Source organism: Phaeovulum vinaykumarii (assembly GCF_900156695.1).
Lineage (GTDB): Bacteria > Pseudomonadota > Alphaproteobacteria > Rhodobacterales > Rhodobacteraceae > Bieblia_A > Bieblia_A vinaykumarii.
Genome location: NZ_FTOM01000003.1, coordinates 216,962 through 237,912 on the forward strand (window position 1 = coordinate 216,962; position 20,951 = coordinate 237,912).

General features: G+C 71.1%; 16 protein-coding genes, 1 pseudogene and 1 riboswitch. Of the genes and pseudogenes, 9 read left to right on the forward strand and 8 right to left on the reverse strand.

Annotated features, from left to right (window positions below; all coding sequences use genetic code 11):
* The first annotated feature begins 81 nt into the window (after positions 1–81).
* On the forward strand, positions 82–939 hold the full coding sequence (locus BW949_RS09080; RefSeq protein ID WP_076365308.1) for an aldo/keto reductase: 858 nt from the start codon (positions 82–84) through the stop codon (positions 937–939).
* Positions 940–1,202: 263 nt separating this feature from the next.
* A riboswitch (cobalamin riboswitch) is annotated at positions 1,203–1,392 on the forward strand.
* Between the two features lie 92 nt (positions 1,393–1,484).
* Positions 1,485–1,820 carry a cysteine-rich small domain-containing protein gene (locus tag BW949_RS09085; protein ID WP_076365310.1) on the forward strand — a complete coding sequence of 112 codons (336 nt, stop codon included), beginning with the start codon at positions 1,485–1,487 and terminating at the stop codon, positions 1,818–1,820.
* A 209-nt stretch (positions 1,821–2,029) separates the two neighbouring features.
* On the opposite strand, the gene BW949_RS09090 is transcribed toward BW949_RS09085, so the two are convergent.
* Together BW949_RS09090 and BW949_RS09095 are read right to left on the reverse strand one after the other, a co-directional pair.
* On the reverse strand, positions 2,030–3,475 hold the full coding sequence (locus BW949_RS09090) for a cobyric acid synthase (protein WP_083947691.1): 1,446 nt from the start codon (positions 3,473–3,475) through the stop codon (positions 2,030–2,032).
* A gap of 74 nt (positions 3,476–3,549) precedes the next feature.
* On the reverse strand, positions 3,550–5,031 hold the full coding sequence (locus tag BW949_RS09095; RefSeq protein WP_235816260.1) for a cobyric acid synthase: 1,482 nt from the start codon (positions 5,029–5,031) through the stop codon (positions 3,550–3,552).
* Between the two features lie 914 nt (positions 5,032–5,945).
* On the opposite strand from BW949_RS09095, the gene BW949_RS09100 reads away from it, so the two are divergent.
* On the forward strand, positions 5,946–7,022 hold the full coding sequence (locus BW949_RS09100) for a Hint domain-containing protein (RefSeq protein WP_076365314.1): 1,077 nt from the start codon (positions 5,946–5,948) through the stop codon (positions 7,020–7,022).
* Positions 7,023–7,277: 255 nt separating this feature from the next.
* Here the strand turns inward: BW949_RS09100 and BW949_RS09105 are convergent, their stop codons facing one another.
* The 3 genes and pseudogenes from BW949_RS09105 to BW949_RS09115 form a co-directional block, all read right to left on the reverse strand.
* A complete protein-coding gene (locus BW949_RS09105; protein ID WP_076365316.1) occupies positions 7,278–8,153 on the reverse strand; it encodes a hypothetical protein in 876 nt (291 codons plus the stop codon).
* Positions 8,154–8,371: 218 nt separating this feature from the next.
* Complete coding sequence (locus tag BW949_RS09110; RefSeq protein ID WP_076365318.1) at positions 8,372–9,064, reverse strand: DNA alkylation repair protein; 693 nt, start codon at positions 9,062–9,064, stop codon at positions 8,372–8,374.
* A 68-nt stretch (positions 9,065–9,132) separates the two neighbouring features.
* Positions 9,133–10,655: pseudogene (locus BW949_RS09115) on the reverse strand (oxidoreductase); the annotation flags it as partial.
* A gap of 220 nt (positions 10,656–10,875) precedes the next feature.
* Here BW949_RS09115 and BW949_RS09120 point away from each other — a divergent pair.
* The gene (locus BW949_RS09120) at positions 10,876–11,511 is read left to right on the forward strand and encodes a TetR/AcrR family transcriptional regulator (protein ID WP_076365320.1); all 636 of its coding nucleotides are present in this window, start codon (positions 10,876–10,878) and stop codon (positions 11,509–11,511) included.
* Complete coding sequence (locus BW949_RS09125; protein ID WP_076365322.1) at positions 11,508–12,308, forward strand: pyrroline-5-carboxylate reductase family protein; 801 nt, start codon at positions 11,508–11,510, stop codon at positions 12,306–12,308. Before BW949_RS09120 ends, BW949_RS09125 begins: the two co-directional genes overlap by 4 nt.
* A gap of 13 nt (positions 12,309–12,321) precedes the next feature.
* Here the strand turns inward: BW949_RS09125 and glmS are convergent, their stop codons facing one another.
* Together glmS and glmU are read right to left on the reverse strand one after the other, a co-directional pair.
* Positions 12,322–14,136 carry a glutamine--fructose-6-phosphate transaminase (isomerizing) gene (gene glmS / locus BW949_RS09130; RefSeq protein WP_076365324.1) on the reverse strand — a complete coding sequence of 605 codons (1,815 nt, stop codon included), beginning with the start codon at positions 14,134–14,136 and terminating at the stop codon, positions 12,322–12,324.
* On the reverse strand, positions 14,136–15,497 hold the full coding sequence (gene glmU / locus BW949_RS09135; RefSeq protein ID WP_076365326.1) for a bifunctional UDP-N-acetylglucosamine diphosphorylase/glucosamine-1-phosphate N-acetyltransferase GlmU: 1,362 nt from the start codon (positions 15,495–15,497) through the stop codon (positions 14,136–14,138). Before glmU ends, glmS begins: the two co-directional genes overlap by 1 nt.
* A 112-nt stretch (positions 15,498–15,609) precedes the next feature.
* On the opposite strand from glmU, the gene BW949_RS09140 reads away from it, so the two are divergent.
* The 4 genes from BW949_RS09140 (at position 15,610) to BW949_RS09155 (ending at position 19,405) form a co-directional block, all read left to right on the forward strand.
* Positions 15,610–16,290, forward strand: a complete 681-nt coding sequence (locus BW949_RS09140; protein WP_076365328.1) for an HAD hydrolase-like protein — start codon at positions 15,610–15,612, stop codon at positions 16,288–16,290.
* A complete protein-coding gene (locus BW949_RS09145; protein ID WP_076365330.1) occupies positions 16,287–17,492 on the forward strand; it encodes a DegT/DnrJ/EryC1/StrS family aminotransferase in 1,206 nt (401 codons plus the stop codon). Before BW949_RS09140 ends, BW949_RS09145 begins: the two co-directional genes overlap by 4 nt.
* Before the next feature lie 90 nt (positions 17,493–17,582).
* Positions 17,583–18,461: a phosphoserine phosphatase SerB gene (serB, locus tag BW949_RS09150; protein WP_076365332.1), complete on the forward strand. Its 879-nt coding sequence runs from the start codon at positions 17,583–17,585 to the stop codon at positions 18,459–18,461.
* Between the two features lie 191 nt (positions 18,462–18,652).
* Entirely contained in the window at positions 18,653–19,405 is a 753-nt protein-coding gene (locus BW949_RS09155) for a TSUP family transporter (RefSeq protein ID WP_076365474.1), read from the forward strand.
* Between the two features lie 68 nt (positions 19,406–19,473).
* Here the strand turns inward: BW949_RS09155 and aptA are convergent, their stop codons facing one another.
* Positions 19,474–20,799, reverse strand: a complete 1,326-nt coding sequence (aptA, locus tag BW949_RS09160; RefSeq protein ID WP_076365334.1) for an omega-aminotransferase AptA — start codon at positions 20,797–20,799, stop codon at positions 19,474–19,476.
* Between the last annotated feature and the right edge of the window lie 152 nt (positions 20,800–20,951).

The following is a 20,951-nucleotide window of genomic DNA, read 5'->3' on the forward strand; positions in this document are numbered from 1 at the left end:
GCTCTATATCCTTTCCTGTCGGGCGCCCTTCGCCCTATCGAAACCGGCCTGCCAAAGCCGCAGGAACAGGAGACCGAAGACATGCTCAAGGAAACCATGACGCTGCCCAATGGTGTTGCGATCCCCAAGCTCGCGCTGGGCACCTGGATGATCGACGATGACAAGGCCGCTGAGGCCGTGAAAGCCGCCGTCGAGATCGGCTATCGCCATATCGACACCGCGCAGGCCTATGGCAACGAACGCGGCGTGGGCGAAGGCGTGCGCACCTGCGGGATCCCGCGCGAAGAGATCTTCGTGCAGACCAAGCTGGCCGCCGAGGTGAAGGATTACGAAGGCGCCAAGGCCGCGATCGAGGGCTCGCTGGAGACGATGGGGCTCGACTATATCGACCTGATGATCATCCACAGCCCGCAGCCCTGGGGCCAATGGGCCGTCGAGGACCGCTTCTTCGAGGGCAATCTGGCGGCGTGGAAGGCGCTGGAAGAGGCGCTGGCGGCGGGCAAGCTGCGCGCCATCGGCGTGTCGAACTTCCAGGTGCCGGACCTCGACAACCTGCTTGAGAACGCCGCCGTCAAGCCGATGATCAACCAGGTGCTGGCCCATATCGGCAACACCCCCTTCGAACTGATCGACTACACCCAGTCCAAGGGCCTGCTGGTCGAGGCCTATTCGCCCATCGCGCATGGCAAGATCCTCGATAATGCCGAAATCGGCGCGATGGCGGCCAGATACGGGGTGTCGATCCCGCAGCTGTGCATCCGCTACATCCTGCAACTGGACTGCCTGGCGCTGCCCAAGACCGGCAATCCGGCGCATATGCAGGCGAATGCCGAGGTGGATTTCGAGATCTCGGCCGCCGATATGGACGTGCTCAAGGCGATCACCGCGCGCGATTACGGCGATGCGAGCGTGTTCCCGGTCTTCAGCGGCAAGGCCTGAGCCCCGTCAGCGGAAAGGGGGACCGCTGAGAGCGGCCCCCGCGGATCAGGGCCTCGTGGATCAGGGCCCCCACAGATCAGGCCCAGTGAGCACGCCGATGCGCGATCGCGTGCACCAGGCGAAAGGAACGGCGCGTCCCGCAAGCTCGGGGCGCGCCGTTTGGCATGTCCGCAGCCCCCCCCGCCACCGGACAGCCCCGACCGCGGCAGCGTGTGTGGGGAGGGAATTTCGGGCCGCCGGGCTTGACCTTCGGGGGCTTTGCACGACATTGGGGGAGCTTTGGTGCCCCCGGTTCGCGGGGGTGAAAAGGGAAGCCGGTGCAGATCCGGCGCTGCCCCCGCAACTGTGAGCGGCGAGGCCCCCTCCGATTGCCACTGGCCGCGAAAGGGCCGGGAAGGCGGAGCGGGCCCCTGACCCGCAAGCCAGGAGACCTGCCAGGGCATGACGGTCACCCCCGGACGACGGGTCCGAAGACCGGGTCGGGGCGCGCGGCGCGCCCCCTGCCCGCCTTCGCCGCCCTTCGGCCAGCGGCGCGGAGGAAGCCCATGGAGCCCAAGGATCTGACGAAGAACGAAGCTTTCAAGGGCTTCACCAATGCCGAATGCCCCTTTCACCCCTGCCACGAGGGGGTGAAGCGCGAATTCAACTGCCTGTTCTGCTATTGCCCGCTGATCGCCTATGAATGCCCCGGCCCCTATCAGGTGTTCACCGGCTCGAACGGCGTGGTGCGCAAGGATTGCTCGGCCTGCACGCTGCCGCATGACGGCTATCAGCAATCTTGGAACTTCATCCAGAAATGGCTGGATTATCCCGTGGTCTGGAAGGGCCAGCCGCAGACCGATCCGCCGCGCGCCCGTCCCCGCCCCGAAGGCGCCGCCTGACACCGGCGCCCGCCCCCCCTTATCCGAAGACCGCGGGGCGCGCGCGCGCGCGCGTCCGTGCCCCCGCCACCCGCCGCGCATTCCCCCACTTTGGCGGGCGCGTCCGTGCCGGAACGGGGCGGCGCCGGCGACCGCGGCTGCAAGGGGGCAGCGGTGAGGGGGGTGGCGGCAAGGGGGGGGGGCCGCGGCAAGGCGCCCCCGGCGCGCCTTCAGCTCCGGGGCGGGCGGGCCAGCGCCCAGAGCCGGTCCAGATCCAGATCGGCGGCGATGTCATCGGCCAGCCGGTCGAGCGCGGTCTCGATCCGCGTCTCGAAGGCCGTTTGCGCCCCCACGCCCAGGGGCGCAAGCCAGGCCGCGCGGAAGGCGTCCGACGCGAAAAGCCCGTGCAGATAGCACCCCGCGACCCGCCCGTCGGCCGAGACCGCGCCCGCATCGCGCCCATCCAGCCGCAGGAAGGGGCGCGCGCGGTCGGGGCCCGTTGTGCGGCCCATGTGCATCTCATAGCCCGCGAGCGCGGCGCCGCTCAGCCCGTCGCGCGCCGCGATCCGTTCGAGACGCTTCTCGCCCGTCAACACGGTCTCGACCCTCAGAAGACCCAGCCCCGCATCCTGCCCCGGCGCGCCCTCGATCCCCTGCGGGTCGGCGATGACCTGCCCCAGCATCTGATAGCCGCCGCAGATGCCCAGCACCCGCCCGCCCTGCCGGTGATGGGCCAGGATGTCGATATCCCAGCCTTCGGCGCGCAGCGTGGCCAGATCGGCGCGCGTGGCCTTGGAGCCCGCCAGCACGATCACATCGGCGCGCGGCAGCGGCGCGCCGCGGCGGGCAAAGATCACCTCAAGCCCCGGTTCGGCGGCCAGCGGGTCCAGATCGTCGAAATTGGCAATCCGCGGCAGTTCGGGGACCACGATGCGCAGCCGCGCGCCCGTGCGCCGCCCGGCGCGGGCCAGGCCAAGGCTGTCTTCCTCGGGCAGGGCGCGCGCGGCCTCGGACCAGCGCAGAAGCCCCAGCAAAGGCCAGCCGGTTGCCGCCTCGATCTCCTGCGCGGCGGGGGCAAAGATCGCCGGATCGCCGCGGAACTTGTTGACCAGAACGCCCACGACACGGGCGCGTTCGGAGGCGCTCCAGAGCAGGTGATGGCCCAGCACCGCCGCCGTGACGCCCCCGCGGGACTCGTCGCCCAGCAGCACGACCGGCAGATCGGCGCTTTCGGCCAGCCCCATGTTCGAGATGTCCTGCGCGCGCAGATAGCGTTCGCCCCCCGAGCCCGCGCCCTCGATCAGCACCAGGTCGCGCCCCGTCCCCAGCCGGTTCAGCGCCGCCCGCACCGCCGGACGCAGGCCGGGCTTGAGCGCCTGATATTCCGCCGCCGAATGCCGCCCCAGCACCTTGCCCGACAGCACCACCTGCGCATCGACATCGGTCTCGGGCTTCAGCAGCACCGGGTTCATGTCCACCAGCGGCGCCAGCCCGCAGGCCCGCGCCTGAAGCGCCTGCGCCCGCCCGATCTCGCCGCCGTCCTGGGTGACGGCGGCATTGTTGGACATGTTCTGCGCCTTGAAGGGCGCGACCTTCAGCCCGCGGCGCGCAAAGGCCCGGCAGAGCCCGGCCACGATCAGGCTCTTGCCGACATCCGAGCCCGTGCCCATCACCATCAGGCGCCGGGCGGGCCCCGCGCCTGAGCGGCCCAGATCCGAGCGGCCCGGATCCGAGCGTCCCGCGTCCGAGGTCATTGCGCCAGCGCCAGCAGCGCGTCGAGATCGAGCGAGGCCTCGACATGATCGGCAAGTGCGTCGAGCGTGGCCTCGACCTGGGCCTCGTAATCCAGCCCCGAGACCGCCGCGCCCAGCCCCGACAGCCAGTGCCGGCGGAAGCTGTCCGAGCCGAAGAGCCCGTGCACATAGCAGCCCGACACATGCCCGTCGGCCGAGATCGCGCCCTCGGGGCGGCCGTCCAGCATCAGCCAGGGCCGGGTCAACCCCGCGCCGCTGCTGCGGCCCATGTGGATCTCGTAGCCGCGCACCTCGGTCCCCGACAGGCTGTCCTGCGCGCAGATCTCGGTCAGGCGTTTCTCGGGCGTGATCGTGGTCTCGATGTCCAGAAGGCCGAGGCCCGGCGTCACCCCCGGCTCGCCCTCGATGCCCTCGGGGTCGCGGACCAGACGGCCCAGCATCTGGAAACCGGCGCAGATCCCCACGACGCGGCCGCCGCGGCGCAGATGGGTGCGGATGTCGCCATCCCAGCCTTCGGCGCGCAGCGACTCCAGATCGGCGCGCGTGGTCTTCGAGCCGGGCAGAAGCACCACGTCGGCCTCGGGGATCGGGGTGCCGGGGCGCACCAGGATCAGCTCGACCCCCGGTTCGGCGCGCAACGGATCGAGATCGTCGAAATTGGCGATCCGGCCCAGTTGCGGGACCGCAACGCGCAGCCCCTGCCCGCCCTCCGAAAGGTTGCGCGCCAGAGCCAGCGAATCCTCGGCCGGCAGCAGGGCCGCGGCATCGAACCACGGCACCACCCCCAGAAGCGGCCAGCCGGTGTGTTCCGTCATCACCTTGCAGCCGGGTTCATAGAGCGAGAAATGCCCGCGGAACTTGTTGACGATATAGCCCTTGACGCGGGCGCGCTCGGCCTCGTCGTGCAGAAGCCAGCTGCCCACCACCGCCGCCAGCGCGCCGCCGCGGTCGTTGTCGGTCAGAAGGACGACCGGAAGATCGGCCTCCAGCGCCAGCTTCATGTTGGTGATGTCGCAATGGCGCAGATGGACCTCGGTCGCAGCGCCCGCCCCCTCGACCAGCACCAGATCGGCGTCACGCGCCACGCGGGCGAAGCTGTCCAGCACCGCGGGCATCAGATGCGGCTTGAGGTGGTGATATTCGCGCGCCGGCCAATTGCCCAGCGGCCGGCCGCGCAGCACCACCTGCGAGCCCACGCCCGATTGCGGCTTGAGCAGGACCGGATTCATGTGGATCGAGGCCGGCAGCCCGCAGGCCCGCGCCTGAAGCGCCTGGGCGCGCCCGATCTCGCCGCGCGGGGGGGGCGGCGCATCGGGGCCGGGCGCGGGCGGCAGGTCGCTGTCGGCCGAGACGGCGGCATTGTTGGACATGTTCTGCGCCTTGAAGGGCGCGACCTTCAGCCCGCGGCGCGCATAGGCCCGGCAGAGCCCCGCCACCAGCAGCGACTTGCCCACATCCGAGCTGGTGCCCTGGATCATCAGCGCGCGCGCCTTGCGCGGCCGGGCCTCGTGGAACGCGCTCAGGTCAAGATCATCGAGCGAGGGGATCGGGCGGGTCGTTTCAGACGTCATCGGAGCCATCTTCGGGGCGCGCCGGGGCGGCAAGGCCGGGCGCGGCGGTTATGGGAACAGTGGGCGGGGGCTTTGCGGGCGGTGTGTGCCGCGGGCGGGGGCCCGTTCCGGGGCGCGCAGGCCGGCGTCATCCCCGCGCGCGGACGGACAGGCGCGCAGGCGCCGCCATGCGCAGCGGCACCGCAGGACACGGCGGCAGGGCAGGAACGGATCTGGTCATGTGGTCTTCACCCGAGACAAGTGACGGAACGGGCACGGCCGGCACCGGAAGCGGCCCGGCCCGCGGGCCCCCCGCCCGTGGACATTGCTGCCGAAGTCCGCGCCGCCGGGAAACCCGGCCCGTGCCATGTCGGGCGCGGCCCGACCCACAGGACCGGGGCGGGCCCGTGTCATCTGCCGCCCTGCGCACGGGCAGCGGATCGGCCGTCCTGGCCGCGGCCATGCGTCGGGCCCTTGCAGGACAGGGCGCCCTTCGAGCGCGCCCGTTCTATCAAAGCGGCCCGGCCTGTCCATCCCAAAAGAAGGGCGGTCCCGCAGGCGTGATCCGCGCCGCCCCGTCGCGCCCCCCGTCGCGCCCCCCCGTCGCGCCCCCCGTCGCGCGCCCCGTCCTTCGCGGGCGCCCCGTCCTTCGCGCGAGCCCGGCCTTCGCCCGCACACCGCGTTCCGGGGCCCCGCACCGCCCGCCGCCGCGGGACTTTGCAAGACCCTGCGCATTTGCTAGATTTATCCACAAGGTGCCACCAAGGCGCCACCGGCCGGGCAACGTCCCGCCCGACCCGAGCAGATCGGGCCCCCGCGGCCCCGAAGACAGGACAGGCGAAATGACCGGGCTGACAGGCACGTTCGTGGTGGCGTGGACGCATACCGAAACCGACGGTCTGCGCGGCGCCCCGCCCGCAGCGCTGGAGATCGGCGCTGAATGGCGCTGGCGTGGCGAAGCCCTGCGCATCGACGGCCCCGCCGATGTGCTGCGCCTGCCCCGGCCCGAAAGCGAGCGCGCCCGCCGGGCCCGCGCCGCCCGCGCGGTGCATCGGCTGTTGTCGCTGGCGGGGGGCGGCCAGGGCGCGCCCGAGCTGCCCGCTCCCGACCCCGCCGACACGCCCTTTGCCGAAACGGACACCAGCTTCACCGTGACCGACGGGCGCATGGCCTTTGTCGTGACCGTGATCGAGGCGCCCGAACACGGCACCCGCCTGGCGATGTTCTCGGGCCCGGTGCCGCCGCGCGACCGCGCGCTCTGGGTCGTCGAGCGCGCGGCGGGGCTGGATCTGCCCGCGCGCCCCGGCCCGACGCCCGGTGTCATCTGCTTTGCCCGCGGCACGCTGATCGACACGCCCCGCGGCCGCCGCCCCGTCGAGACCCTGGCCCCGGGCGATCTGGTCGAGACCTGCGACGACGGCCCGCAGCCGGTGCTGTGGCGCGGCAGCCGGCGGCTGTCGGGGGCGCGGCTGCGGGCGCTGCCGCATCTGCGTCCGGTGCGGCTGAGGGCGGCCGCGCTCGATCCCGCCCGCCCCGACGCCGATCTGATCGTGTCGCCGCGCCACCGGATCGTGCTGCGCGGAAAGGCGGCGCGCGCGCTCTTCAACGCGCCCGAAGTGCTGGTCGCGGCCGCCGATCTGGTCAACGACCGCACGATCCAGGTGTTCCATGGCCTGCGCGAGGTCGATTATGTCCACCTGATGTTCGCCCGCCACCAGATCCTGCGCGCCAACGGGATCGAAAGCGAAAGCTTCCACCCCGACGCCACCGCGCTCGAGATGATCGCCCCGCAGGATCGCAGCGCCCTGGTGGCCACCCTTCGGGATCAAGATCCTGGCGGGCGTGGCTATGGCCCGACCGCACGGCGCGCGCTCACCCGCTCCGAAGCGGCGATCCTGCGCCACGACATGGCCGCCTGAGCCGCGCGCCGCGCCCCTGCCCACCCAAACCCGCCTGAGCCCCGCCCACCAGAGCCCGCCCCCCGCAGGCGGGGGCCCTTCACCTGCCCCAACCGCACCAGGCGCGCCCCGCGCCGTCCCGAAGGGCGGCGCGGCCCGGCCGCGGGCCTCGATGGCGCGCGGACGGGCTCCCCCCCCACAGGCGGCCCCGTCCTCAGCCGCGCCCACAGGCGCCAAATGCCCCCCGCGCGCGCCGCGCCCGAAGGACCGTCCCGCTCAGGGCTGAGCGCCGCGCGGCAGGGCCGCCGCAATGGCCCGGGCCAGAAGCGCCGTGCCCTCCGGTGTGGGGTGGATCGGATCACGATAGAGCGCCGCCCGCCAGCCGGGGATCTGGCCCACTCGGTAGAGCGCGATCCTGTCGCCCAGAGCCTCGGCAAAGGGCGCAAACCCGGCCTCCAGCGCAGTGAACGCCGCATCGGGGTCGGCCAATTCCGCGCGTGTCGGATAAAGCCAGACCTGCACGTCGCAATCGCAGCCCGCCACCACATCGGCCAATGCGGCCACCGGATCGCGCCTCGGCACCTGTAGATCGGCGGGCGTCGGGGCCGCCTCGGGCCGGATCAGACGCTTCTGCGCCAGATAGAGAACCGCCGACAAGGGATGCGCGCGCGGATGGGTCAGCGGGCTTTGCCACGACGAGGGCGCGTCGAAATCGGCGCTGTTGAAGACGAAGACCAGCGTCTCGGCCGCCTCAAGGACATCGCGGTTCGCCTCAAGCCAATTGGCCTCGTTCACCACGGCCCAGCTGCCGGCGCTGATCGGCCAGACCGTCTTGCCTTCCCCCTCCAGCGCCTCCTGCACCCGCGGCCCCAGACGGTCCCGAAGCGCGTAGGAATTGCCGCACCAGACGATGCTGTCGCCCACCAGAAGCACATCGTCGGGCCCATCCTGCCAGGGCTGCGCAACCCCCATGCCGCGATCATTCACCACCCAGTCGTTGCGGTTGAGAAACGATCCCGACTGATTGGGGGCGGGCACATAGCCCACGACATTATCTGCGTCGTAGATCGGGAAATCGACGGCGCCCAGCAGACGCGCCCCCACCTCCAGCGCGATCACCGCCAGGACGGAAAGACCCAGAAAATACCGCATCGCGGACCCCCCGTGCGCGCCACCGGAACACGACTATCGAACATCTGAAACCCACACCTTGTTTCAAACCTCCCTGAATGCGGGCGGCAAGACAACCGGAATTCACGCAAGGATTGTGGCGCGCGGCCATGCGACGCAGAACGGCTCAGCGCAGAACGGGCGGCACAGCCGCGGCGGATCACGAATTGCGCGCGGGGCGGACGCCCTGGCCGACGGGCTCAGCCGCCCGAGGGCGACAGATGCCGCGTCGCCTCGCGCCGGGCAAAGGGCCGGAGCCGGTCCCCATGTTCGACCAGCCAGGCCGTGACCCGATCCGGATCGTGGCGCGAGAGATCGCGCAGCCACCAGGCGACCGCCCGCTGAAGCAGCGGGTCGCGCGCCTCGGCCAGACGCGCAGCCCAGCCCAGAACGCGGTCGCGGATCTCCAGATCCCGGGGCTTGGGAAAGTTCTGCCGCGTCCAGGGCAGCGTCGCCACCAGCGCCGCGCGCTGCGCCCAGGGGTTGGCGCTGTCGAGCCAGGTCTCAACGACCTCGATCCGGCCGGGGTCGGCCTGAAGACGCCGGTCAATGGCCTTGGCGGCGTGATCGGCAATCGCCCAGGCGTCGAAATCATCCACCCAGCCCGCGACGCAATCCCACACCGCCGTATCGGGCCGGAGGCGCGCCTGGGTCAAGAGCTTGGCCGCCGCGATCCGGGCCTCGTGGATGTCGCTCTGCCACAGCGCCTGCGCCAGCGCCACGCGCCCGTCGATGTCGTGCGCGGCGCGCCATTCGGCCACCAGCGCGTCGATCTCGGGGACGGGCACGCCCAGATAGAGGCGTGCCACCTTGTGCTGGGCCGCCGCCGCTTCGGCGCGCGCCTGCGTGCCTTGCCCGCGCAGGGCTTCCAGACATGCCTCGACCTCGGTCATCACAGCCCCTCTTGTTGCGATCCTTCCCCCCGCTATAAGCCGGCCGAGCCCCGGGGGCCAGAGCCCCCTCAGACCGCCTTCATCAGCCGCAGCGCATCATAGATCGCGGCATGGGTGTTGCGCGCGGCCACCGCATCGCCGATCCGGTAGAGCGCGAAACGCCCCTCGGGGTTGGGCGCCAGATCCTGTTCCAGATCCTGCGGCAGGCCCGCGACAAGGCTCTCGTGATCGACGGCGCCCAGGTTGCGCGACAGAGGCTTGGGCGCGAAATAGAGATTGTCGAGCGGTTCGGTCCCGTGATTGACCACCACCTGATCGACCGTCCGCGCGATCACCGCGGGGCCGTAATCGCTGACCAGCCGCGCGCACAGATCATTGCCCGCGCGCCGGATCGCGCCCAGCCGCCAGGTGACGGTGAAGACCGCCCCCCGCGCCTGGAGCGATTGCACGTAAGGCACGAGGTTCATCGCCATCACCTCGGGGGCAAAGCTGCGGTCGGGGGTGACGATCTCGACCTGCGCCCCGGCCTCGGCCAGCAGATCGGCGGCCTGAAGGCCCGCGTGATCGCCCGCATCGCCGCAGACCAGAACCCGCGTGCCGGGGCGCACGTCGCCCGACAGGATGTCCCAGGCGGTGACGGCCAGATCCGCCCCTTCGGCCAGCGGCAGGCCCTGCGCCATCCCGCCCGTGGCCACGACCACGACATCGGGCGCGGTGGCCAGCACATCCGCGGCCTCGGCCCAGATGTTGAAGCGGACATCGACGCCCGCGCGGGTGCATTCGGCCATCCGCCAGTCGATGATCGACAGCATCTCGCGCCGGCGCGGCTGGCGCGCGGCCAGACGCAGCTGCCCGCCGGGCTGGCCGGCGGCCTCGAGCACGGTGACGGCATGACCGCGCGCGGCGGCCACCCGCGCGGCCTCAAGGCCCCCCCCGGCCTCAAGGCCCCCCCCGGCCCGGCCCCGATCACCGTCACCCGGCGCGCGCGGGGGGGCGGGCGCGATCTCGTGCGGTTCGGTCAGCTCCGCCCCGTGGCGGGGTTGTGGATGCAATAGGCCGCGCCCCCCTGATAGATCCGGTCAAGGCAATAATTGGCGCCGACGCAAGGCCTTATCCGGTCTTCCTCGCCCGCGATCAGCCGCGCGACCAGATGCGGATCGGCCAGATGCGCGCGCGTCATCCCCACCAGATCCAGCGCCCCCGACCGGATCGCATGGCGCGCGGTCGCCAGATCGGGGATGCGCGCGGCGTGAAGCGTGGGCAACCCGGTCTCGGCCCGGATCGCACCGGCAAAGTCGAGATGCGGCGCGCTGGGCATGCCCTGGATCGGGATCACCTCGGTCAGGCCGGGATCCGTGTCGATATGCCCGCGCACGACATTGAGGAAATCGACCATCCCCGAGGCCGCCAGCCGCCGCGCGATCTCGCGGCCCGTGTCGGGGTCCAGCCCGCCGGGCAGGGCCTCGTCCAGCGTCGGGCGCACGCCCACGATGAAGTCGGGCCCGCAGCGCTGCCGGATCTCGCGCAGGATCTCGAAGGTGAAGCGCAGCCGGTTGTCCAGATCGCCGCCCCAGGGCGCCTCGAGATCGTTGGCGGGTTCGTGGCTGGCGATGACGATGCGGTTGCGCAGTTCGAGATGTTTCAGCCGGAAGGGCTGAAGCAGCGGATCGCGGGACATGGGGCAGACCTTTGCGGGCGTGTTCCGGGGGGAATCGCGCCTTCCCTCGCAAAATGGTCACACCTGTCCATTTCATGTTCAACCCCGGACATTTTGCTTGTGACCGGCCCGGCCGCGGCTATCTTTCCGGCCCATGGATGGCACCGAAGACAGCACGGCAACCGGATGGCGCGGCTCGCGCGAGGCCTGGCTCGACGCGGCCTATGCGGCGCTGGTCGAGGAGGGGATCGACGCGGTCAAGGTGCAGGCGCTGGCGCGGCGGCTCAAGCTGTCGCGGTCGAGCTTCTACTGGTTCTTCGAAACGCGCGAGGCGCTGCTGGCGGCGCTGGCCGACCGCTGGGAGGCGCGCTCGACCACGCCCCTGATCGCGGCCACCCGCGCCTATGCCGCAACCGAGACCGAGGCGATGCTGAACGTCATCGGCTGTTTCCTGCGCCCCGAGACCTTCGATGCGCGGCTTGAACATGCGGTGCGCGGCTGGGCGCTGGGCGATGCAACGATGCGCGCGCGGCTGGCGGCGGCGGATGCGGCGCGGCTTGGGGCGCTGCGGGTGATGCTGACGGGCTGGGGCCACGCCCCCGCCGAAGCCGACGTGCGCGCCCGCACGGTCTATCTGGTGCAGATCGGCTATATCGCCATGCAGGCCGACGAGGCGCTGGCCACGCGGCTGATGCGCATCCCGCATTACGTTGAAATCTATACCGGGCGCGCGCCCTCGGCCGCCGAGGTGGCCCGCTTCCGCGCCCGTTTCGAAGGGGATCTGTCATGAAGATCGGGATCGTGGGCGGCATGGGCTGGATGGGGGGCGCCTTCGGGCGCGCGCTTCTGGCCGAAGGGATCGTGGCGCCCGAAGATCTGATGGTGCTGACCCGCTCCGCGCCCCCCGAGACGGGCTATTTCGGCCATGCGTCGGTGCATTGGGCGCGCGATGCCGCCGAGATGGCCGCGGCCTGCGCGGTGATCGTGCTGGCGGTGCGGCCGGCCGACTGGCCTGCGGTTGCACTGCGCGCGCCGGGGCGGCTGGTGCTGTCCTTCATGGCAGGCGTTTCGGCCGACACGCTGGAGGCCGCGACCGGCGCGCGGGTGATCCGCGCCATCCCCAATGCCGCCGCGGGGATCGGCGCCTCCTACACGCCCTATGTCGCGGGACCGACCGCAAGGCCCGAGGATTGCGCGCTGGTCGGCCGCCTTCTGGAAGCGATCGGCACCACCGATCTTCTGCCCGCCGAGGACCAGCTTGACCTGATGACCGCGCTCTCGGGGGCGGGGCCGGCCTTTCCGGCGCTGATGGCTTCGGTCATGCTGGATGTGGCGCGCGCGGCCGGCGTGCCCGAGACGGCGGCGCGGCAGGCGGTCGAGGCGGTGGTCTGCGCGGCGCCGCGACTGCTGGAAGGGCAGATCGAGGCGGCCTCGGCGCTGGTGGCGGAATATGTCGATTATGCCGGCACCACTGCGGCGGGCCTGCGCGCGGCCTGCGATCAGGGGTTCGAAGACGCCCTGCGCGCAGGCCTCGATGCCGCCACCCGCACGGCGCGCGAGATGACCGCAAGCGCCACCCGAACCTGAGACCCGCCGCCCGTTATTCGACCGTCACCGACTTGGCCAGGTTGCGCGGCTGATCGACATCAGTGCCCTTGGCGATGGCGGTATAATAGGCCAGCAATTGCACCGGGATCGCATGGACGATGGGGGCAAAGGGCTCGGCCACCTCGGGCAGGCGCAAACTGGCCCAGGTGCCCGCACCGGCCGCACGCAGGCCCGGCCCGTCCGACACCAGCAACACCTTGCCCTGCCGCGCCATCACCTCCTGCATGTTCGACACGGTCTTGTCGAACAGCCGGTCATGCGGCGCCAGAACCACCACCGGCACGTCGCGATCGATCAGCGCGATCGGCCCGTGCTTGAGTTCACCCGATGCATAACCTTCGGCATGGATATAGCTGATTTCCTTAAGCTTCAACGCCCCCTCAAGCGCAAGGGGATAGAGCGGCCCGCGCCCCAGGAACAGCACGTCCTGCGCCCGCGCGACCTCGGCGGCCAGCGCCTCGATCTCGGGGGCCAGCGCCAGCGCCTGATTGACCAGCCCCGGCAGCGCCTGAAGCGTCTCCAGATGCGCCGCATAGGCCGCGTCATCCAGCCGCCCGCGGTCGCGCCCGGCCTTGAGCGCCAGAGCCGCCAGAACCAGAAGCTGGCAGGTAAAGGCCTTGGTCGAGGCCACGCCGACCTCGACACCGGCCAGGATCGGCAGCGCCAGATCGGCCTCGCGCGCGATCGAGGAGGTGGGCACGTTGACCACCGCCAGCGTCCGCGCCACCTGCCCCTTCACATGGCGCAGCGCGGCCAGCGTGTCGGCGGTTTCGCCCGATTGCGAAACGAAGACCGCCCAGCCCCGCTCCGACAGCGGCGGCGCGCGGTAGCGGAATTCCGAAGCCACGTCGATCTCGCAGGGCAGGCCCGCCAGCGCCTCGAACCAGTATTTGGCCACCGCGCAGGCGTAATGCGCGGTGCCGCAGGCCACCAGCGTCAGCCGCTCGACCCCGGTGAAGTCCAGATCCGCAGGCAGGTTCAGCCCGTCCTCGGGCAGGTAATGGGCCAGCGCATCGCCCAGAACCGAAGGCTGCTGGGCGATTTCCTTGGCCATGAAATGCTTGTAGCCGGCCTTGTCCACCTGGGTCTGCGACAGCTCGATGCGCAGCGTCTCGCGGGTGACGGGCCGGCCCGCGGCGTCGAAGATCTGCGCGCCCGCGCGGGTGACGAAGGCATGGTCGCCTTCCTCGAGATAGGTGATGCGGTCGGTCAGCGGCGCCAGCGCGATCGCGTCCGAGCCCACGAACATCTCGCCCTCGCCATGGCCCAGCGCCAGCGGCGAGCCGCGCCGCGCCGCGATCATCAGATCGTCCTCGCCCTCGAACAGGAACAGAAGCGCAAACGCCCCCTCGAGCCGCGCCAGCGTCGCCTGGGCGGCCGCGCGCGCGTCCAGGCCGCGCTGCATGTGCAGCCGCGTCAGCAGCGCCACGGTCTCGGTATCGGTCTGGGTCTGCGGCGGCAGGCCCGCGGCCTCGAGCTCGGCGCGCAATTCGCGGAAATTCTCGATGATGCCGTTATGGACCACCGCCACCGGCCCGGCCTGATGGGGATGGGCATTGGTGCAGGTGGCCGCGCCATGGGTGGCCCAGCGGGTGTGCCCGATCCCGGCCTTGCCCGCCAGGGGCTCGTGGACCAGCAGGTCGGACAGGTTGACCAGCTTGCCCACCGCCCGGCGCCGGTCCAGCCGGCCGGCATTCACCGTGGCGATGCCGGCGCTGTCATAACCGCGATATTCCAGCCGCTTGAGCGCCTCGACCAGCAGCGGCGCGACCTCGTGATGGCCCAGAACCCCGACAATCCCGCACATTACGCGTCCCCCCGATCCCTGGCCGCCTGACGGCGGGCCTTTTCGGCGCGCAGCATGGCAAAGAGCTTGGGCGCAAGGCCCGCCTTGACCACCTGGCGCGCGCGCGCCAGCGCCACGGCGCCGGCGGGCACCTCTTCGGTGATGACCGAGCCCGAGGCGGTCAGCGCCCCGTCCCCCACCCGCACCGGCGCCACCAGCATCGTGTCCGAGCCGATGAAGGCGTCGGCGCCGATCTCGGTGCGGTGCTTCATCACCCCGTCGTAATTGCAGGTCACGGTCCCGGCGCCGATATTGGTGCGCGCGCCCACCTGCGCGTCGCCCAGATAGGTCAGATGGCCGACCTTGACGCCTTCGTCGAGAAGCGCGTTCTTGATCTCGACGAAATTGCCGACATGGACATCCTCGGCCAGTTCCGCCCCCGGCCGCAGCCGCGCAAAGGGGCCCACCGTCGCCCCGCGCGAGACATGGCAGCCCGTCAGATGGCAGAAGGCCGCGATCTCGGCGCCGGATTCGATGGTGACGCCAGGGCCGAAGACCACGTTCGGCCCGATCACCGCGTCGCGCCCGATCACCGTGTCGAGCGCGAAGAACACCGTCTCGGGGGCGGTCAGCGTCACGCCATCCTCAAGCGCGGCCGCGCGCGCGCGGGCCTGGAACAGCGCCTCGGCACGGGCCAGTTCGGCGCGGGTGTTGATGCCCAGCGTCTCGGCCTCGGGGCAGCGCACGACCGCCGCGCGGGCGCCCTCGGCGCGGGCCAGGCCCACGATGTCGGTCAGGTAGTATTCCCCGGCGGCATTGTCGCAGCCCAAGGCCCCCACCAGCCGGCGCAACAGGTCGGCCTCGGCCGCGATCACGCCGGAATTGCACAGCGTCACGGCGCGCTCGGCCTCGGTCGCGTCCTTCCATTCGACGATGCGTGCAAGGCCCTCGGGGCCCTCGATCAGCCGGCCATAGCGGCCCGGATCCTCGGCCTCGAAGCCCAGCACCACCACATCGGCGGGCGCGGCCAGCATGTCTTCAAGCGTCTCGGGCCGGATGAAGGGCGTGTCGCCATAAAGGACGATCACCCGCCCCTCGAAGCCCTCCAGAAGCGGCAGCGCCTGGGCGACGGCATGGCCCGTGCCCTTCTGCTCGGCCTGGAGCGCACAGCGCGCCTCGGGCGCCCAGTCACGGACCGCGCGTTCCACCGCCTCGGCGCCGTGGCCGGTGACCACCACCACCGCCTCGGGGTCGAGCATCGCGCCGGTGCGCAGGGCATGGGCCACCAGCGGCGCCGCACCCAGGGGGTGAAGGACCTTGGGCAGGTCCGAGTTCATCCGCGTGCCCTGGCCGGCGGCCAGGACGATGAGGGCTGTGGCCATGATCGCACCTTTTATTCTGCTCGCACCCGTTTTACCCATGAGCCGTGGCCGCGCAAGGGTGGCCCGTTCACGCAACCTTGCCACAGGTTACAAACGGAAAGGGCGGCGCGCCATGCGCACGATCATCTACGACCTCGACGGCACGCTGGCCGATACCTCGGGCGATCTGCTGGCGGCGGCCAATGCCTGTCTGGCGGCGCGCGGGCTGGCGGTGCGGCTGGACGAAGGCGATACGCTGGTGGCCTTTCATGGCGGGCGGGCGATGCTGCGCACGGCCTTCGCGCGCGCCGGGCTGTCCGAGGCCGAGGCCGCGCCCCTGATCGAGCAGGACTACCCCCGCCTTCTGGAGCATTACGGCGCCAACATCGACCGCCATTCCCGGCTCTATCCAGGCGCGGAAGCGGCCCTTCAGGCGATGGCCGCGGCCGGCTGGGTGCAGGCGGTGTGCACCAACAAGCCCGAGGGGCTGGCCCGCGTGCTGCTGGACAAGCTGGGCGTGGCGCATCATTTCCGCGCGCTGATCGGGGCCGACACGCTGGCCGTGCGCAAGCCCGACCCACTGGCCTATACCGAATGCGTGGCGCGTGCGGGCGGCGAGCTGGGGCGCAGCTTCCTTCTGGGCGACACCGAAACCGACCGCCGAACGGCGCAGGCCGCGGGCGTTCCCTGCGCGCTGGTGGCCTTTGGCCCCGAGGGCGCGGGCATCGCCCGGCTGGCGCCCGAGGCCATGCTCGATCATTACGACGGGCTGGCGGAATTGGCCGAGACGCTGGTTCCGGACACCCGGCCATGACCGCCCCCGCAGCACCTGCCCCCCGTTTCACCGGCAGCTTCACCCAGCAGGAGCCCCTGCCCGACGACGCGATCGCCGCCGCCCTCGAGGTCATGCGCCACGGCCGGCTGCATCGCTACAACCTGGCCCCCGGCGAGGCCGGCGAGACCGCCCTTCTGGAAGAGGACTTCGCCGCCTTCACCGGGGCGCGGTATTGCCTGGCGGTGGCCTCGGGGGGCTATGCGCTGGCCTGTGCGTTGCGCGCGCTGGGGGTCGCGCCGGGCGCGCCGGTCCTGACCAATGCCTTCACCCTGGCGCCGGTGCCGGGCGCGATCGTGTCGGTGGGGGCGCACCCCATCCTGGTCGAGATCACCGAGGATCTGGTGATCGACCTTCACGATCTGGCGCAGAAGGCGCGCGCCAGCGGGGCCCGGGTGCTGATGCTGTCGCACATGCGCGGCCATATCGCCGACATGGGCGCGCTGATGGCCTGTGCGCAGGCGCTGGGGCTTCAGGTGATCGAGGATTGCGCCCATACGATGGGGGCCAGCTTCGCGGGCGTGGCCTCGGGGCGGCATGGGGTGCTGGGCTGCTATTCCACCCAGACCTACAAGCACATGAATTCCGGTGAAGGCGGGCTGATCGTGGGCGACGATCCGCAGATCATGGCGCGCGCGGTGCTGCTGTCGGGCAGCTACATGCTGTATCCGCGCCACCGCGCCGCCCCCCCGCCCGAGGCCTTTGCCGATCTGCGGCTTGAAACGCCCAATGTCTCGGGGCGGATGGACAACCTGCGCGCGGCGCTCCTGCGCCCGCAACTGGCGCGCCTGCCCGCGCGCGCGGCCCGCTGGAACGCGCTGCATGACCGGCTGGCGGCGGGGCTGCGCGATGTGGCGGGCGTGGCGCTGGCCCGCAGCGCGGCACGGGCGGCGCCGGTGCGGTCGTCCTTCCAGTTCCGCCTGCCGGGCTGGAGCGGGGACCGGATCGCCGCGCTGGTCGCGCGCGCCGCCGAACGGGGGGTGGAACTCAAGTGGTTCGGCGCCCCCGTGCCGCAGGGCTTCACCTCGACCCATGCCTCGTGGCGCTATCTGCCGCCGCAGGCGCTGCCGCGCACCGATGCGGTGCTGGCCACGCTTCTGGACCTGCGCCTGCCGCTGACCTTTTCGGAAGGGGACGTGGATCTGATCGCGCGCATCCTGGCCGAGGAGATCGCCCGCGGCTGAACGCCCAGCCCGACCGCGGGGCGATCCTCTGGCCCTTGGCCCGGCTTTGCGCTATGGGGGCGCCGAGAGCCACGCCCCGGGGGGAAACCGATGTTCGTCGCCACGCTTCTGGCCGCGCCCGCGCGCGCCGATCTGGAACGCCACCATGTCGAGACGCTGCGCAACGCCTGGGGCGGCGGCGACGCGCGCTGGCTGGCCCCCGGCATCGCCGCCGAATTTGACCTGGGCACCCGGCCCGACACGTTCGAGGATGCCTGGGCGGGCATGCAGGCGCTGGGCTTTGACCTGGTGATCCAGCCCGCAGCAGACCGGCGCCGCAAGATGCTGCTGGCCGACATGGACAGCACCATGATCGGGCAGGAATGCATCGACGAGCTGGCCGCGATGGCCGGGATCGGGGAGAAGGTCGCGGCCATCACCGCCCGCGCCATGAATGGCGAGCTGGATTTCGAGGCCGCGCTGATCGAACGCGTGGGCCTTCTGCGCGACCTGCCCGAAACCGTGATCGCCGAAGTGCTGGCCACCCGCATCACCTATACGCCGGGCGGGCGCGCGCTGATCGCCACGATGAAGGCGGCGGGCGCCTATGCAGCGCTGGTCTCGGGCGGCTTCACGGCGTTTTCGGCGGCGGTGGCGGCGCATCTGGGCTTTGACGAGCACCGCGCCAATGTCCTTCTGGCCGAGAACGGCCGGCTGACGGGCGATGTGGCCCGCCCGATCCTGGGCCGCGAGGCCAAGGTCCGCGCGCTCGAGGAGATCACCGCGCGGCTGGGCCTTTCGGAGGCCGAGGTGATGGCCGTGGGCGATGGCGCCAACGACCTGGGCATGCTGGGCCGGGCCGGCGCGGGGGTGGCGCTGCACGCCAAGCCTTCGGTCGCGGCGCAATGCGACATCCGCATCAACCACGGCGATCTGAGCGCGCTGCTCTATATCCAGGGCTACAGCCGCGACGAGATCGTGACCGGCTGACGCCGGGGCGGGCGGCGGCCACGGCAGCTGGGGCCACGACAGGCGGCGCGTGGGGGGCCAGGCCGCGGCGCGCCTCGGCCCGCAAGCCGGCCATCCCGCGCCGGGGCTTTACTTTGCGGCGGACACGGCGGATGAAGGCGGGTCCACCGCCCGAAAACCTGCCCGAAAACCCGCCCGAAAGCCCCCACCGCATGTTCGAAGTCGCCCCCGATCTTGCCGCCCTGCTGATTGCCGCCGCCTTCGGGGCGGGCTTTGTCGATGCCATCGCCGGGGGCGGCGGGCTGATCACGCTGCCGGTGCTGATGCTGGCCGGGGCCAGCCCGCTCGAGGCGCTGTCGACCAACAAGGTGCAGGGTGCCTTCGGCGCGGCGACGGCGGCGGCCAGCTATGCGCGCCGCGGCCATGTCGATCTGCGCCGCCAGATCGGCACCGCGCTTCTGACCGGGGCGGCGGGGTTTCTGGGCGCGCTTCTGGTCAGCTTCATCCCGACCGATGCGCTGCGCGGCGCCCTGCCCTTCGTGCTGATCGCCATCGCCGCCTTCTTCGCGCTCAAGCCCGGCCTTGACGACACCGACCGCGCCGAGCGCATCCCCGCGCGCAGCTTCGCGCTGTTCGTGGCGCCCTTCGTGGGCTTTTACGACGGGTTGATCGGCCCCGGCGCGGGCGCCTTCTACATGATCGGCTTCGTGCTGCTGGCCGGTTACGGCGTGTTGCGCGCAACCGCCCACACCAAGCTCTTGAACTTTGCCTCGAACATCGGCGGGCTTGCGGCCTTTGCCGCGGTGGGCGCGCCCTGGTGGATCACGGGGCTGGCGATGGGGCTGGCGCAGGTGGCGGGCGCCTGGGTGGGCTCGCATCTGGCGATGAAGGTGGGCGCGCGCCTCATCAAGCCGCTTCTGGTCGTGACCTCGGGGGCGCTGGCGATCCGGCTGCTGATGGGCTGAGCCGCACGCCACGAAAAGGGGGGCGCCCCGGCCGGAACGCCCCCCGATAGCCTTGCGCAGGATCGCCCTCAGTCGAGGCTTTCCAGAACCTCGCGCACCGTGCCGATCAGCTGGTCGATCTGGTCCTTCTCGATGATCAGCGGCGGGCTCATGGCGATGATGTCGCCGGTGGTGCGGATCAGCACGCCCTTCTCATAGGCCGCAAGGAAGGCCGAGAAGGCGCGCTTGGTCGGCGCCTCCGCGATCGGCTCCAGCTCGATCGCGCCGATCAGCCCCTCGTTGCGGATGTCGATCACATGGCGCGTGCCCTTGAGGCTGTGCAGCGCATCGGCCCAATAGGGCGCGATCTCGGCGCAGCGCTCGAAGAGGCCCTCTTCCTTGTAGGTGTCGAGCGTGGCGATCCCGGCCGCCGAGGCGATGGGGTTGCCCGAATAGGTGTAGCCGTGGAACAGCTCGATCATGTGCTCGGGGCCGTCCATGAAGGCGTCGTGCACCTCGGCCGTGGTCAGCACCGCGCCCATCGGGATGACGCCGTTGGTCAGGCCCTTGGCGGTGGTCATCATGTCGGGCGTGACCCCGTAGAACTGCGAGGCAAAGGCCGCCCCCGTGCGCCCGAAGCCGGTGATGACCTCGTCGAAGATCAGCAAGATGCCATGCTTGCGGGTGATCGCGCGCAGCTTCTCGAGATAGCCCTTGGGCGGCATGATGACCCCGGTCGAGCCGGCGATGGGCTCGACGATGACGGCGGCAATCGTGTCCGCGCCATGCAGCGCCACCAGGCGTTCCAGATCGTCGGCCAGGTTGGCGCCATGCTCGGGCTGGCCGCGCGTCCAGCGGTTCTCGTCGGGCAGATGGGTGTGGGGCAGATGGTCGACGCCCGCCAGCAGCGTGCCGAAATTCTTGCGGTTGGTGACGATGCCGCCGACTGAGATGCCGCCGAAGTTGACCCCGTGATAGCCGCGCTCGCGCCCGATCAGGCGGGTGCGCGATCCCTCGCCGCGGGCCCGGTGATAGGCCAGCGCGATCTTGAGCGCGGTCTCGACCGATTCCGACCCCGAGTTGGTGAAGAAGACATGCTCCATGCCGTCGGGGGCGATGTCGATCACGCGGTTGGCCAGCTCGAAGGCGGCCGGGTGGCCCATCTGGAAGGCGGGCGCGTAATCCAGTTCGGCCGCCTGCTTCTGGATCGCCTCGGTGATCTTGGGCCGGCAATGGCCGGCGTTGCAGCACCACAGACCCGCGGTGCCGTCCAGAACCTGGCGGCCGTCATGGGTGGTGTAATGCATGTCCTTCGCGCCCACGAAGAGGCGCGGCGCGGCCTTGAACTGCCGGTTCGCGGTGAACGGCATCCAGAAGGCGGCGAGGTCGTTGGGTGTCTTGCGGTCAAGCGCCATTGGGGTCTCCCTGTGCCCCGGCCGGGGCGTGTGATCCATGCCTCTTGCGGGCAAGATTTTCGGACCATGCGGTCGGAAATGACGCTATCAGAGCGGCAAGACCAGTCAAGCGCCGAGCCCTTCGCCGGGTGCGCGGCGGGATTGCACCGCGC